Annotated in this window: 12 protein-coding genes; 4 read left to right on the top strand and 8 right to left on the bottom strand. The window is 50.9% G+C overall.

Annotated elements, in window-relative coordinates:
* Positions 1-41: 41 nt before the first annotated feature.
* Positions 42-1,313: a DUF445 domain-containing protein gene (locus tag ACLJQJ_RS14585; protein WP_001033033.1), complete on the bottom strand. Its 1,272-nt coding sequence runs from the start codon at positions 1,311-1,313 to the stop codon at positions 42-44.
* Between the two features lie 86 nt (positions 1,314-1,399).
* On the bottom strand, positions 1,400-2,641 hold the full coding sequence (gene mdtM / locus ACLJQJ_RS14590; RefSeq protein ID WP_063809599.1) for a multidrug efflux MFS transporter MdtM: 1,242 nt from the start codon (positions 2,639-2,641) through the stop codon (positions 1,400-1,402).
* A gap of 478 nt (positions 2,642-3,119) precedes the next feature.
* On the opposite strand from mdtM, the gene ACLJQJ_RS14595 reads away from it, so the two are divergent.
* A complete protein-coding gene (locus tag ACLJQJ_RS14595) occupies positions 3,120-4,085 on the top strand; it encodes an Rpn family recombination-promoting nuclease/putative transposase (protein ID WP_023236870.1) in 966 nt (321 codons plus the stop codon).
* A gap of 180 nt (positions 4,086-4,265) precedes the next feature.
* The gene (locus tag ACLJQJ_RS14600) at positions 4,266-5,636 is read left to right on the top strand and encodes an NAD-dependent succinate-semialdehyde dehydrogenase (RefSeq protein ID WP_023253852.1); all 1,371 of its coding nucleotides are present in this window, start codon (positions 4,266-4,268) and stop codon (positions 5,634-5,636) included.
* Between the two features lie 95 nt (positions 5,637-5,731).
* On the opposite strand, the gene ACLJQJ_RS14605 is transcribed toward ACLJQJ_RS14600, so the two are convergent.
* Positions 5,732-5,875, bottom strand: coding sequence for a hypothetical protein (locus ACLJQJ_RS14605; protein WP_001541460.1), 144 nt, complete (start codon positions 5,873-5,875; stop codon positions 5,732-5,734).
* Between ACLJQJ_RS14605 and yjiS the strand changes: the two genes are divergently transcribed.
* On the top strand, positions 5,842-6,006 hold the full coding sequence (gene yjiS / locus ACLJQJ_RS14610; RefSeq protein ID WP_000397917.1) for a DUF1127 domain-containing protein YjiS: 165 nt from the start codon (positions 5,842-5,844) through the stop codon (positions 6,004-6,006). The two genes, ACLJQJ_RS14605 and yjiS, sit on opposite strands and share 34 nt — an antisense overlap.
* A gap of 76 nt (positions 6,007-6,082) precedes the next feature.
* Here yjiS and ACLJQJ_RS14615 read toward each other — a convergent pair whose 3' ends face one another.
* Entirely contained in the window at positions 6,083-7,003 is a 921-nt protein-coding gene (locus ACLJQJ_RS14615; protein ID WP_063809598.1) for a DUF5655 domain-containing protein, read from the bottom strand.
* Positions 7,004-7,138: 135 nt separating this feature from the next.
* Here ACLJQJ_RS14615 and ACLJQJ_RS14620 point away from each other — a divergent pair, with 135 nt between their 5' ends.
* Positions 7,139-8,992 carry a DUF262 domain-containing protein gene (locus ACLJQJ_RS14620; RefSeq protein WP_063809597.1) on the top strand — a complete coding sequence of 618 codons (1,854 nt, stop codon included), beginning with the start codon at positions 7,139-7,141 and terminating at the stop codon, positions 8,990-8,992.
* A gap of 44 nt (positions 8,993-9,036) precedes the next feature.
* Here ACLJQJ_RS14620 and symE read toward each other — a convergent pair whose 3' ends face one another.
* The 4 genes from symE to hsdR all read right to left on the bottom strand — a co-directional run bounded on the left by symE (position 9,037) and on the right by hsdR (position 15,304).
* Complete coding sequence (gene symE / locus ACLJQJ_RS14625) at positions 9,037-9,339, bottom strand: endoribonuclease SymE (protein WP_063809596.1); 303 nt, start codon at positions 9,337-9,339, stop codon at positions 9,037-9,039.
* A 232-nt stretch (positions 9,340-9,571) separates the two neighbouring features.
* Positions 9,572-11,335 (bottom strand): restriction endonuclease subunit S, encoded by a 1,764-nt coding sequence (locus tag ACLJQJ_RS14630; protein WP_063809595.1) that lies wholly within the window; start codon positions 11,333-11,335, stop codon positions 9,572-9,574.
* Entirely contained in the window at positions 11,335-12,804 is a 1,470-nt protein-coding gene (locus tag ACLJQJ_RS14635; protein WP_063809594.1) for an N-6 DNA methylase, read from the bottom strand. The genes ACLJQJ_RS14630 and ACLJQJ_RS14635 overlap by 1 nt, the downstream gene beginning before the upstream one ends.
* Positions 12,805-12,874: 70 nt before the next feature.
* Complete coding sequence (hsdR, locus tag ACLJQJ_RS14640; protein WP_063809593.1) at positions 12,875-15,304, bottom strand: EcoAI/FtnUII family type I restriction enzme subunit R; 2,430 nt, start codon at positions 15,302-15,304, stop codon at positions 12,875-12,877.
* Positions 15,305-15,375 lie beyond the last annotated feature (71 nt).

A 15,375-nucleotide genomic window follows, 5' to 3' on the forward strand; every position in this document is an offset into this window, starting at 1 on the left:
GTTTGGCAGTTAATCTGAACGAGAATTGCGCCTTCCCCTTCTTAGATACTGAGCAGTGCCGGTATTTGCGACAGTAAATATAACACCAGACCGATAGCGCCGCCGACCAGCGTGCCGTTCACGCGGATAAACTGCAAATCTTTACCGATATTAAGCTCAATCTGCTGCGACATATCGCGCGCATCCCAGCCTTTTACGGTATCGCTGATGTGGCGCGTCAGGAAGGCGGCGAATTCCGGCGCGACGCGGTGCGCGGCCTGTTCCAGATGACCGTTAAGCGAAGCGCGTAATGCGTCGTCGGCGATCAGCGTCTCGCCAAACCATTGTCCGGCATGAGCGATGCGCTGCTTCACCTTTGAGTCTTCGGCGTTGATATCTGTTTTTAACCACTGACGTAGATCCGCCCAGATCTCGCCGAGATAACGATTAAACGCCTCATCTTCCTTCAGGTAACTTTTAATGTTTTCTGCCCGGGCAGCCATTTCCGGATCATGTTTAAGTTTATCGATCAGCTTATACGTCGCGCGATCGAAGGCATGACGAATCTGATGCGCGCGGTCGTGACTGATATCATCCAGCAGAGAATTCACCGCGTCGGAGACCAGTTCAGCGCTGTGTTCTCCCAGCCATTCGGTCGGCAGAATCTTCGCTTTTAACGGATGCTCGGTTTCCAGCCAGCGTATGATCTGTCTGGCGATAAATGTTCGGGAGCTGTCACGCTGTAACAGGGCGATAAGCTGGGCGATCAGCGTATCGAGTAACACCTGGTGACGATCGTTTTTGGTCATGCTTTCCAGCATCAGGGCGCTGGTGCCGGAAAGATCCACTTTATCAATCGCCTTATGTACCGCTCGCTTGAGCAGCCGCTGAATACGGGCGTCATCGGTCAGTTCCAGAAAGCCGCTCATAATTTGCAGCAGATGCTGCCCGACCCGGCTGGCGTTGTCCGGCTGGCTGAACCAGTTTCCGATAAGCAGCGCGGGTTCATGGCGGCGGATTAGCGCGATCAGCGACTGCGTATCAAGGAACTTCTCCTGCACAAATTGCCCAAGGTTTTCGCCGATTCGGTCTTTGTTACGGGGAATAATCGCCGTATGTCGTGAAATAAACGGAATGGGAATGCGGCGAAACAGCGCCACCACGGCAAACCAGTCCGCCAGCGCGCCAACCATCGCCGCTTCGGCAATAGCTTTTACGCCCAGCACCCAAAAACTGGGCGGCAGGAAAAGCGTGGTTACAAACGTCGCGGCGGCTATCAGCAACAGTGAGAGCGCCAGGCGTTTGGCGCGTTTGAGTTCGGCGATTTTATTCATAGGGTTAAGGATAGAGCCAGACGGCAGGAACGTGCAAAAAACATCAGATTATCCTGTGCCGGATAAGCCTCTATCCGGCAGAGTGTTTACTTCTCAGCGGCCAGTTCTGCTGCCTCATGCTGGCGCACGCGCTGTAATAGTGTCGCCAGGGTGAAGACCACAATCACCCCGGCCACCGCTGCCAGCAGGTGAAACGGCAGTCTCCCGCCGTGAAACCACAGCCAGCGGCCAACTTCGACCGACACCGCCATCACCGTCAGAATCACCATGTTCAGCGAGGCCGAAACCGTCCCTTTTGGCAAGTTGTTGGAGAAAAGCGTGAAGCGAAACAGCGTCGGGAAAATCATGCCAATACCGAACGCGTACAGGCTGGTGCCCAGCACAGACCAAAGCCAGACGTGCGGCAGAAGAAGATTACCGAGGAGTAATGTCGCCAGCCCGCTTAACTGGATTGGTACGGCGCGCCAGATAAAACGCGGTCGGGTCGGATCTTTCACCAGGCGCACAACGATCATATTGGCCACGATCACCGCGCCGAATACGGGCACCTGCGCCCAGGCGAATTGCGAAGTACTCATCCCGCCGGCATCGATCAGGATCACCGGCGACACCGCCACCCAGCTCATCATCGGGATGTAGCTCAACGACAGCGTCGCCGCCCCGGTGAGAAAAATCGGGTTGCGAAACACATTACGAAAATCGCGCAGTACGCTCACCGCGCTGAACGGCACCGCGCCGCGTTGCACCGTTTCTGGCATCGCCAGCAGCAGGCCGCACAACGCCAACAGTCCCATCACCGCAATAATACCGAACAGCACCTTCCAGTGAACGAAGTGCATCAGCGCGGCGCCGGAGAGCGGGCCGATAACCGGAGCGACCAGCACAATGGAGGTAATAATCGCCATCAGCTTAATGGCTTTGGTTTGACCGAAGGCCTCCTGTACCGTGACGTAGCCGACCGTTGCGATAAAGCAAATGCTGGTGCCCTGCACAAAACGGGCAATCAGAAACTGCGTCATTGAGGTCGTCAACAGCGTTGCCGCGCAGGAGAGAGTAAAAATTAATGCCCCTGCGATCAGCACTGGCCGGCGGCCAATCCTGTCGGATAGCGGCCCCAGAAGCCATTGCAACGCCATTCCTCCCGCCAGATAGAGACTGACCGAGGCCGGCGCAAGACTGACGTCAGCATTAAAATCGCGCACGACGTTAATGATGCCAGGCTGAATCAGATCCGTCGTCAGATAGGCGGCAAAATCGTACAAAATCAGCGCCATCGGGAAAAATAACGTTGTGGCGCGTTGGGAGAAAAACTGAATAATCCGTTGCATAAAAAATGCGCTCCATGTCGGAGAACCCCATGATGGGACAGCGAAACTCAATACCGTCATCGTGACGTCAGGCAGGCGATGGAAACAGCGGCTGCGGATGTACTGAATTTCATGTAATCAAAAACGCTGCCGGTGAAAACACAGACAGGAAGAGACGCGTTCTGAATCTCGTCAGAACGTGTGGCGATTACAGATAACAATCAGCACATCACACCTCGGGAAATTTACGTTGCACGGAAAATATACACATTAAGTGTAATTAAATTTTGATGTTAATCAAAAGAGTTTGTCTGGTTAATAAAGATAAAGGCAGGGCGCGCAGGCTGGTATTTTGCGTGTTCAGTTCCGAAAATGCATGTGCATTACAGATAACAGGATTTATCTTCCGTCGCGCCTCGCAATGCTGAAAAGGTACGGATGAGAAAGGAATTTTCAGGAGGTAGAGTCGCAGCATCCTGGTTTGGGGTGACGGAGCGCCATGAAAAAATCGACGACCTCAACACCGCATGATGCGGTGTTTAAAACCTTTTTGCGCCACCCGGAAACCGCCCGCGATTTTATGGAGATTCATCTGCCGGTGTCGTTACGCCAGCTTTGCGACCTGCGGACGCTAAAGCTGGAGCCCGGCAGTTTTATTGAAAAAAATCTGCGAGCCTATTATTCCGATGTGCTTTGGTCGCTGAAAACGCGCGAGGGCGACGGTTATATCTATGTCGTGATTGAACATCAGAGCACGCCGGATGCGCATATGGCGTTTCGGCTGATACGGTATGCGATGGCGGCAATGCAACAGCATCTGGATGCGGGGCATAAGCATCTTCCGCTGGTGGTGCCGATGCTGTTTTATCACGGTGTTGATAGCCCGTATCCTTTTTCGCTGTGCTGGCTGGATGAGTTTGCGAACCCGGAAGTGGCAAGAAGACTCTATGCCGCTGCCTTTCCGCTGGTCGACATTACGGTGGTATCGGATGATGACATTATGCAGCACCGCCGCATTGCGCTGCTGGAGCTCATCCAAAAACATATCCGCCAGCGCGACCTGCTGGGACTGGTTGAACGAATTGCTTCGCTGTTAGTTACTGGTTGCGCTAATGACAGGCAGCTTAAAGCGCTGTTTAATTATCTTATGATTCAGCACGGACATACGCCTCGTTTCACCACGTTTATTCGTGATGTGGTAGGGCATGTCCCGCACACTAAGGAGAGACTGATGACGCTGATAGAGAGGATCCGCGCAGCGGATCGCAGAAAAGGGGAACGGCAAGGAAGACAGCTCGGTCTGGAGGAAGGATTAGCAGAAGGATTAGAAAAAGGGCTGGAAAAAGGTCAGCATGTTGCCGCATTGCGTATCGCCAGACAGATGCTGGCGGACGGACTTGACCGCGAGACTGTCCAGCGGTTCACCGGCCTTACGGCTGAAGAGCTTCAGGATGTTAGTCACTAACGCGGCTCCAGTCTGAATGTTGCAGGCCCGGTGCCCACCGGGCAACGCGCTCTATAATTATCGTTGATAACCGTACGAATATACCGAACTTTACCGATAGCGCCAGCCATCTCTACTACCCTTATTGTTCTGAGCGGCATTTCCGGCTGCCTTAATGACGATAACAAGGAGACATGTGATATGGCTTACCAGACAGTGAATCCTGCCAATAATCAGCTCATTAAAGAGTATCCCCCGCACACGGACGCGGATATTGAAGCCGCGCTGCAAAAAGCTGACGCGCTCTATCACTCCGACTGGTCCAGGGGAGAGATTGACCAACGTTTGCCGGTACTGCATAAGCTGGCTGACTTGATCGACAGCCGTGTTGAAGAACTGGCAAAAATCGCCAGCCAGGAGATGGGCAAGCTCATCGAGCAGAGCCGTGGCGAAGTCAAACTGTGTGCGCAGATCGCTCGCTATTATGCGGATAACGCGAAGCAGTTTCTTGCCCCGGTGCCTTATAAAACCGAGTTTGGCGACGCGTGGGTAGAACATCATCCGATTGGCGTCATCATGGCTGTTGAGCCGTGGAACTTCCCGTACTATCAGTTGATGCGTGTGCTGGCGCCGAACCTGGCCGCAGGTAACCCGGTGCTGGCGAAACATGCCAGCATCGTACCGCACTGCGCCGAGACGTTTGCCCATCTGGTGCGTGAAGCCGGCGCGCCGGAAGGCGCATGGACCAACCTGTTTATTTCCTCCGATCAGGTGGCGAACATCATCGCCGACCCGCGCGTGCAGGGCGCGGCGCTGACCGGATCTGAAAAAGCGGGGAGCGCCGTGGCGGCACAGGCGGCGAAGCACATTAAAAAATCGACGCTGGAACTGGGCGGGAACGATGTGTTCGTCGTGCTGGACGATGCCGATCTTGAGAAAGCGGTGAAAATTGGCGTGCAGGCACGACTCACTAATGCAGGGCAGGTATGTACGGCGGCGAAGCGCTTTATCCTGCATGAGAAAATCGCCGATCAATTCCTCAGCCAGTTCACCGAGGCATTCAGGAAGGTGAAGGTGGGGGATCAGATGGACGCTTCTACCGAACTGGGGCCGCTGTCATCGAAAGATGCTCTGGATACACTGACCAGACAGGTCGAGGAAGCGGTGAAAAATGGCGCGACGCTGCACGTTGGCGGCAAGCCGCTGGAAAGCAAAGGCAACTTCTTTGAGCCGACCATTCTGACCCACATTACGCGTGACAACCCGGCGTACTTTGAAGAGTTCTTCGGCCCGGTGGCGCAGATGTATGTGGTGAAAGACGATGACGAGGCGGTAAAACTCGCCAACGATTCCCACTACGGTCTGGGCGGCGCGGTGTTTAGTCAGGATATTGAGCGTGCTAAACGCATGGCCTCCCGGATTGAAACCGGGATGGTTTATATCAACTGGCTGACTGACACCGCAGCGGAGCTGCCGTTCGGCGGCGTTAAGCGTTCGGGCTTCGGACGCGAGCTATCGGATCTGGGGATTAAGGAGTTTGTGAACCAGAAGCTGGTAGTGGTGCGCCGCTAATCCCTGTTGCCCCTCTGAAAACGGGAGGGGCCTGGCTTTTTTGCAGCGAAGGACGCGGATCTTAAATCAGAACGAAATAAGCGAACAAAACACCCTCAATCGCCCTCCTTATTTATCCACGTTGCACTAACCGTGCTTTTTATCCCGATATTGTTTGTACAGACATTCATGATGCCCGCATTTTCTGTTCTATGCGGAGGTCGGTATGGAATTTTACGAGAACCGCCCCAGACAACCATTTATTGGCTTTGTGCAGCTCAGACGGGCGCTAAAAAGGTGGTGGCTGCGTAAGCGGGCCTGTCAGGCGCTGCGACGAATGAGTGACGAGCAGTTAAGGGATATCGGGTTGGAAAGGAAGGATGTGGAATAACAGATAAGAGCCAGTAAAACTGGAAAGGCTGGATAATCTTATCTTAACCTCTCCAGTAGGCGGGTATCCTGGAACGCTAATTTTCCTGCCAGGCTTTCTCGATCAGCAGTTTGGCTTTATCCAGATCGTGTTCGTTACGCACAATCAATTCGACGTCGCCGGTTCCCCAGTGGCCAATGTTTGTGACGTCCCGGCTAAATCCTTCTTCAAGCTGGATATGTTGAGGATTGATTTTCAGCCACAGGCGTAGGTGTGGGTCGGTCACGGGATAAACGGCCACGCACAGAAAGTTACGAATGAGGTGGAAGGCGTCATAGAGCTTAAGCTCTTTAAACTGAACCTCATCACTGAGTGACAGCACATAACTTTTTAGCTGTTCATATAATGAAAGCAGCGCGGGAGAGGCCGAAGAGAGCTGTTCGCGCTGCGTGCGGGTATGGCGTTTACCGCTGCTGACGGAACCGTTCGCGATGATGTGCTGAGGGCTATTTTCGACCACGGCGTTAACCAGTTCCAGCATTAACAGGTCGTCGGCAAAAAGCTTGTAGCGAATCAGGTTGATATTGCGGTTGATTTGCTGAACGGCATGTTCGTCGTATTTATTAAAATCGGCGGCAATACAGATTAACCGTGTGCCGGACCAGTCAATGGCTTTGGCCGCGGTTTTACTTATTTTCTCCATCACCAGCAACTGAAATTCCGCTTTATGATCGAGCAGCCAGTCGAGATAAAACAGCCCTTGGTTAATGACGTTTTCATTGCTGTGGCGCTTATATTCAATAATCACCGGGCAGTTATTTTCATCGAGGCCGAGGGAATCAATTCGCCCACGATGGGTTTTACCCGTGCGGTATTCGGTGCCGAGAAAGCGGACGCCAAGGAATGTTTCCATATGGGATTCGATCAGCATTTGCAGATCTTTTTCAATGGCTGCGGCTTTGCCCGGTAGTTCTTGTACTTTCCCGCCACCGAGGCGGAAAAGCTGGATATCGCTCATGGATCCCTCCTGAATTTCATATTACCGGGTATGATACTGCACAGAGTAGAATCAGAAAGCATAAAATTGAGTCTGAGGATATGTTATTTGTGGTAATTTATTAATTTGAAAAGAGAAAATGGCAGGAGCGCCAGAATGAGTACGTTTGACACGACGAAAATTGCTTTAAAAGATATCCTGGGGCAGATTACTGATGGACGGGTACAGTTGCCTGATTTCCAGAGAGGGTGGGTATGGGATGATGAGCATGTCCGGTCTTTGCTGGTCAGTATTGCCCGTTCTTTTCCCGTTGGTGCGGTTATGCTGCTGGAGACTGGGGGAGAAGTTCGCTTCCAGGTGCGTCCAGTTGAAAATGTAGAATTGCAGAAAACCGAGCCTGAGATGTTGATTCTGGATGGCCAGCAACGTTTAACGTCCTTGACTCAAGTCCTGATGCTGGATACGCCCGTTAAGACTTTTAACGAGAAAGGAAAGCAGATAGACCGTTTTTATTATATTGATATTGAGGCCGCTCTGGACAATAGGCTTGATGAAGCTTTTATTTCTGTTGAAAAGTCTAAAAAAGTAACGATGAATTTTGGTCGTGATATAAAAACTTTTGTTAACTCCTTTGGAGAAACGGTTGAAATGGATTTTTCTACCGTGCAAAAAGAGTGCGAAGCATTATTTTTCCCTTGTAACCAAATTATCAACTCTGATGCATGGGAAAGTCATTTATATAAGTGTTCACAAGAAAAGTTTTTCACTTATATGCAGTTCCGTGAAAAAATTCTGAATGCCTTTAGGAACTATTTGCTGCCTGTTATCAAATTGGGTAAATCAACTAGCAAAGAGGCCGTTTGCCTGGTGTTTGAAAAGGTTAATACCGGTGGTGTTCCACTATCCGTATTTGAACTGGTGACCGCCAGTTTTGCGGCTGATGGGTTTAATCTTCGGGATGACTGGTTTGGCAGTAATTTGCGTCAAAAATTTGGCCGCCGAAATGTACTGAATAAAGAAGCTATCCTACAGGGCGTAGAGCCGACTGACTTTTTACAGGCTATCAGCATATTGAATACGCTAAAAAAACGGCGTGCCGATCTGGCTGAAGGGAAGACAGGGAAATCAGTTACTGCAGTAAGTGCTAAACGAGTTTCAGTATTAGCGCTTTCTCTTGAAGATTATCATTGCTGGGCCGACGATGTGGAAAAAGGCTTCTTACTTGCCGCTAAATTTCTCCATCATGAATGTTTTATGCACTCATGGGATCTTCCTTATCGTACGCAGCTTGTGCCGCTGGCGGCAGTATTATCGCAATTACAAGGCAATTGGCTGGAGCCCAAAATTTATGACAAACTGGCGCGCTGGTTCTGGTGCGGTGTCCTGGGGGAACTGTACGGCGGCGCGGTAGAAACACGTATCGCAAACGATGTGGAAGAGTTACTAAACTGGATTGAGAGGGACGGTGAAGAACCGCGTACCATTTATGAAGCATCATTCCAGCCCGGGCGTTTATTGACGTTACGCTCCCGATTGAGCGCCGCGTATAAAGCGCTAAGCGTGTTGATCCTACGCAATGGTGCTCAAGACTTTTTCTGGAAGTCGACGATCCAAAAGTTAGATTATGGTGAGATTGCACTCGATATTCACCATATTTTCCCAAAGATATGGTGCGAAACTAATAATATTAGTCCAGCAGTGTATAACTCTATCATTAATAAAACATCAATCTCCTATAAGGCCAATCGAATGATTGGTGGGAGATCTCCGGCTGAATATCTGTCGCAGATCCAGACGCATCCGCAGGTAGGTCTGGAGAATGCCGAGATGGATGCGATCCTACGCAGCCACTTTATTGAGCCTTCGCTGTTACGGCAGGATAGTTTCGAGGCATTTTTTGCCGATCGAAAAAAACAATTGCTGAAATTGATCGAAGCGGCAATGGGGAAAAATATTAGTCAGGATGATGTTGCTGAATTAGAGACAGCAACAGACGAGATTGATGTCTGATACTGCAACCCAGGTACGAATTAAATCGCACCTGGGTTTCCTGCCTATTTAGAAGAAATCACGCGGATAAACGTTTGAACTTGCTTTTGTTTACGTACTGACAGCTTGCTTACTTGCCGTAAAGACTCAACCAGCTCAGGCTCTGGTGGTTTCACGGTCAGCACGATGCAGCCTTCCATCACCTTAATATCCATTTTGGTGCCGGTGGCAAAACCGGCAGCTTCCAGCCACTGGCCTTTCATGATAATCGCCGGGATACGCTGATGATCTTCAAAGCGGCTCGCATAGCTGACGGTGCCTTTACGGTTATTTTCCGGGGAGACTTCTGGATCGGTGAATTCTGCAATAGAATGCGGGTAGTCATGGTGGCTATTCCTTGAAAATAGTGATTGTGATTAGCGAGGCGCTCGTGTTGCAGCACGGGCGTCTTGCGAAAAATACCTGGATATATCATCAGGGAATAGACGGAAAGTCCAGCTGAAAATGAATGAAAATAACGGCGGGGATAAAGGGAAGGATTATTTCTGGTGATGGGAATAAAGCGGCTATTTAGCCGCTTTATTGGTTTCTGGGGGCGGGTTAATTTATGGCGGCGTCGGTGAGGGCGTCGGCCAGGTGGAGCTGGGTTTGTTGGGCGGATTGAATTTGTAATTTAAGTTTTTCACATAATTCATTAAAATCATTCAATTTGAGCATGATTTTTTCTGCTTCACTACTTGGAGGGATCGCTACAGGGCAACCTCTTAACTGAGTCTTATTAATGGATGCTAAGTTGGTTGTTTGCTTGCTTGCACTAGCAAAATAATCTCTTGAATAAGGACTATTCATGTATGTCTCAAGCCAGTAAGGATCAATGCCTTGTCCTATAATTCTTCCTTTGAAAACATGGTTTTGATTTGCTATATACCAATCATGGCACCACACAGTTGTTCTACCAACAGTATCCCAGTCACCACCTTCTGTTATTAAAAGATCTCCTTTAATAACATGATATTTATCCTTCTCTTCCTCAGGGATATCAATCTCTTTAACTTCTGAAAGGTCAAGATAACCACGCTGAACGTTAGCCACACGTAGATAAGGGATTGAAATCAGCTTTCGGTTGGCTAAATTTCTTCCTTTAGTTATACCACTTTGAATATCAACGACGTCTTCGAATAGGCTCCATTCCCACCCCTCCGGCAGTTCAAACGGTTTTTCCTCATCACTAATCGGCGGCAGCGGTTTTTGTTTTTTAATTTTCCCGTCTTTTACCAGTTGCGCTTTTTCCTGCGCAATACGTTTAAGTAGTTCAGAGGCCGGTTCATCGTTCGGATCCTGCGGCACCAGTTTGCCCATCACCGCCAGTTGCAGAATGGTCTGTTTTAAGGCGTCAATGCTGGCTTCGGTGGTAAATAGCGTGCCGAAATGCTCGCTGATATGCGCCCAATTTTCAGCCAGTTCTTCGGCGTTCTGGCTGTCGGTTAGCGTGGTTAGCAGGGTTTCAACCAACTGTTGGTGGGCGTCCAGACTGGTCAGTGAGTGCTGTTCCAGTTGGTCGCAGAGATTCAATAATGTTTGAACTCTTGAACATATTTTATTTTGCTCATTACTTGGTGGCAGTGGGAAAAACATTTTTTTTAATGTATTTCCATTTACATTAGGCTGACCAGTACCAGTAACTCCGTTATATAATTGTAACCAGTATAATTGGCTACCTAAGAAGATTTTAGTATAGTTTGCATTTGTGAATTTTATATATTTAAGGCGTATTAGGTATGAGGCAAAAACAGCAATATACTGAAGGTCATCAACAAGATAAGATTTCCCGACCGTTCCGCCAGTCCGGGCAATGACAATGTCATTAGGTTGGAGCTGATACTGTTCAATATCGCTATCCTTTATTTCACAACCCGGAACATTACGCCAAATGACTTTATCATCTTGGATATCAGTAATCCTCAATAACTTTACTTTTTTTGTTACATCGGCTGATGCGGTATATCCATAATGGATATTATCTGTAACATCTTCTAATCGCACCCATTCCCACCCTACCGGCAGCTCAAACGGTTTCTCCTCTTCACTAATCTCCGGCAGCGGCTTCTGCTTTTTAATTTTTCCCTGCTTCACCAGCTCGGCCTTTTCCGCCGCAATACGTTTTAGCAGCTCCGACGCCGGTTCATCGTTCGGATCCTGCGGCACCAGCTTGCCGCGCACCGCCAGCTCCAGAATCAGCTCGCGCAGCTTCTTAATGCCGTACAAGTCAATCTTACCCGAACTGCCGCGCCCCGCCGTGGAGCGGGTTTGCAGCGCCGTGGTCCAGGTGTCGATATGGTCGACAATCAGTTTTTCCACCGCCATCAGTTGGCCTCCTTACCGGAGAGCGCCGCGCCGAGGATATCGCGCAGCTGGTGGCGCAGGGTCTGAATTGCTTCCTGCTGCTTCGCGTATTGTGTGAGCAGTTCGTCCGGGTCGTGGCTGACGGTTTCCGCCTGGTGCGGGTTCTTGATATCGAGGTTAAAGTTGCGGGCAATCACTTCGTCGATGCTGACCTTCCACGCTTGCTCGTTCTCGACGCGGCTGGCGAAGCCGTCGGCTTCGTTGCCCCACCAGTCGATCTCGGCCTGAAATTCTTCAAACTTCATCGGCTTGGTTTTGCTGTAGCTCTTCACGCCCGCCGGGTACGGGTGCTCGTAGAACCAGATGTCTTGGGTCGGCTGGCCTTTGGTAAAGAACAGCAGGTTGGTTTTGATCCCGGTGTACGGGTTAAACACACCGTTCGGCAGACGCACGATGGTGTGCAGGTTGCACTCCTCGGTGAGCAGCTTTTTGATCTTGGTTTTCACGCCTTCGCCAAACAGCGTACCGTCTGGCAGCACCACCGCCGCACGGCCGTTTTTCGCCAGCACTTCAATAATTAGTTGCAGGAACAGATCTGCCGTTTCGCGGGTCTGCATATCGGAAGGGAAGTTCTTCTCGATGCCGTCTTCTTCGGTGCCGCCGAACGGCGGGTTGGTGATAATCACATCCATCTGCTCGTCCCAGGAGGAGAGCGGTTTGTTCAGGGTGTTGTCGTGACGGATCTGTACCGGTACTTCAATGCCGTGCAGCAGCATATTGGTGGTGCAAAGCAGATGCGGCAGCTGCTTTTTCTCCACGCCGTGGATCTGTTTTTGCAGGATCTGGTGGTCGGTGACCGTGTGCGCATAATGATTTTTAACATGATCAAACGCGCAGGCGAGGAAGCCGCCGGTGCCGCAGGCCGGATCCATAATCGATTCGCCGAGTTTCGGATCGACGCGCTCGACCATAAAACGGGTTACGGCGCGTGGGGTGTAGAATTCACCCGCGTTGCCCGCCGCCTGGAGATCCCGGAGGATCTGTTCGTAGATATCGCCGAACAGATGACGTTCGCTGGCGCGGGTAAAATCGATCTCGTTCAGCTTGTTGATCACCTGACGCAGCAGGGTGCCGTTTTTCATATAGTTGTAGGCATCGCTGAACGCCTGCTTAACCACATAGCCGCGCGGGTTGATATCGATCTGCGCGGGCAGATCTTTCAGTGTCGGAAACAGGTCGTCGTTGACGAACGCCAGCAGTTTATCGCCGGTGATCCCTTCGTTATCGGCCGCCCAGTTGCGCCACAGGTAGCGCTCCGGCATCGGCAGCCTGTATTTTTCCTGCTCGATTTCCAGCGCCTGTTCCTGGGCGTCGAAGATCTTCAGGAACAATAACCAGGAGAGCTGACCCAGACGCTGTGCGTCGCCATCGACGCCTGCATCTTTGCGCATGATGTCTTGTAATGATTTGATAGCCGAGCTGATTGACATGGGGTCGTCCCTTTATAAAAAAACAAAGCCACCTGCGGCAGACGGGCCGCAGGTGGCGTAATCAGGATGTTCAGGCGGAGCGGGGAGGAAGCTGGTAAATTTCGCTTTCCAGGTCACTCACTGCCTGCATATAGGTGCCTTTGTCACCAAAGCCGTCGGTGATGATCTCCTGCAGAGTGCCCATCTGGTCGAACGGTTTGAGCTTCAGTACCTGAATATTCTCGATTTCTTCCACGCCCGCATCGGCGTATTTGTCCAGCAGATTGCTGAGTACGCTCTGGGCGGCATCGGAATATTTGGTGAAATAATTACGCTTGCGAACATTGTCTGCGCGCTCTTTGCGCGTGAGCGGCGGCTGACCATACACCACATGACAGAGCATGTCGAACGGGTCAAGATCTTTGCCCACCTCTTCCGCCAGAACATCCCAAAGGATGCCCTGTAATTCGAGCTCTTTGATCACCGCCGCTTTGCGGTCAGCATCTTGCCATTTCCGGACAAAATCATCCAGCGAGGCGCATTCTTTGAGCACGGTTTTACGGGTGTAATCTTTGAAGGATTCGGTGACCAGCCTGCCGTCGGCGTCGTAATACTGGACGCGTTGCGAGACCACACCAACGGTGACGCCGTTAATGTGGAATTTACGGACCCGGTTGTCTTCCTCTTCCGGTAACGGGCTGGAGTCGCCCATCGGGCTGGTGGTGTAGGTGGCCGGATCTTCGTCTGCCCCGTTGATATCTTCGTCGGCAAACACGTCAGGCGTTTCTTCCTCCAGCGTTTCGTTGAACCCGGAGTCCGGGTCCGCAATGTCATCTGGCGTGGCTTCCATCACTTTTTCCGGGATACCGTCAAAGCGCTCGTCGGCAAACAGTTCAGTGGCCTTTTTGAAATCAAGAATGGTGAACCACAGTTTGCCGTAGTCTTGTTCGATGCGGGTACCCCGGCCAATGATCTGTTTAAATTTAGTCATTGAGCGGATGGTTTGGTCCAGCACGATCAGTTTGCAGGTCTTAACGTTTACGCCAGTAGTCATGAGTTCTGAGGTGGTCACAATCACCGGCCATTCTTTTTTCTTGTCGCTGAAATTCTGCAGCTGGCCTTTCCCTTCTTCGTCATCACCGGTGATTTTCATCACATATTTATCGTTACGTTTTACCATCTCCGGGTTGAGGTTGATCAGCGCCCGGCGCATGCGTTCAGCATGCGGAATGTCTTCGCAAAACACGATGGTTTTATCCATCGGATTGGTGCGTTTGAGGTAATCGGTAATGGTTTTCGCCACCAGTTCAGTCCGCTCGTCGATGACCATGGTGCGATCAAAATCTTTCTGGTTATAGATTCTGTCATCGATCAGTTCACCGTTGAGGTCGCTCTGGCCGCGCACGGGTCGCCAGCCTTGTAAATCAACATCAATATCGACACGAACCACTTTGTAAGGAGCGAGGAATCCGTCCTCGATCCCTTCTTTCAACGAATAAGTGTAAATAGGATCGCCAAAGTAGTCGCTATTGGAGACCTCGTGAGTTTCCTTCGGCGTGGCGGTCATACCAATCTGTGTGGCGGAGCTGAAATAATCCAGAATTTCACGCCAGGCGCTGTCTTCAGAGGCGCTGCCTCGGTGGCATTCGTCGATGATAATCAGATCAAAGAAATCCGGCGAAACCTGCTTAAACGCTTTTTGATGCTCTTCATTGCCGGTTAACGCCTGATAGAGCGCAAGATGGATTTCGAAAGCGGGGTCGAGAGTGCGCCCGGTGATTTTGGTCATTGCGGAGCCGAAAGGCTGAAAGTCATCAAGTCGGGTCTGGTCAACAAGGACGTTTCGGTCTGCCAGGAACAGGATGCGTTTTTTAACGCCTGACCGCCATAAACGCCAGATGATGTGAAACGCCGTCAGCGTTTTACCGGTTCCTGTCGCCATGACCAGTAATAATCTGTTTTGCCCGTTAGACACAGCCTCCAGCGTTTTGTTGATGGCCTGAAGCTGGTAGTAGCGCAGCCGCTTTTCGCTGCCGTCGTTGTAATAATCCTGGGTGACGATCGGCATTTGCGCGGCGGTGTACCCTTTCCACTGGCAGTATTTTTGCCACAATTCGTCAGGCGTTGGGAATTCGTCGAGGGTAATTTCTCGCTCAATCGCGCCGGTTGCCGTTTTATCATGGAAGATAAAGCCATCGCCATTGGTAGCGAAGACGAAAGGAACGTCCAGTAGGTGCGCATAACCCAGCGCCTGCTGCATCCCTTTGCCGATTTCATGCTTATTGGCTTTGGCCTCAATCACCGCCAGCGGCATGTTTAATTTATGATAGAGCACGATATCGGCGGATTTCACCGTTCTGCGTGCCGCCACCTTACCGCGTACGATGACCTTTCCATCCCGGAGTTTAACCTCCTGTCTGATCTGTACCGTATCATCCCACCCTGCGCGAACGACCGCGGGCATAATGCGTTTGGTGATGATGTCTGCTTCCGTCAGGGTACTCAGGTTCAGGTCAGCCATTGGGGATTCTCATCGAATAGCGATGCGCAAATTCTACACACAAAATCAGATGAAATCATTACACTCTGTGT

The sequence above is a fragment of the Salmonella sp. SAL04202 genome (genome assembly GCF_046550775.1).
Classification (GTDB): domain Bacteria; phylum Pseudomonadota; class Gammaproteobacteria; order Enterobacterales; family Enterobacteriaceae; genus Salmonella; species Salmonella enterica.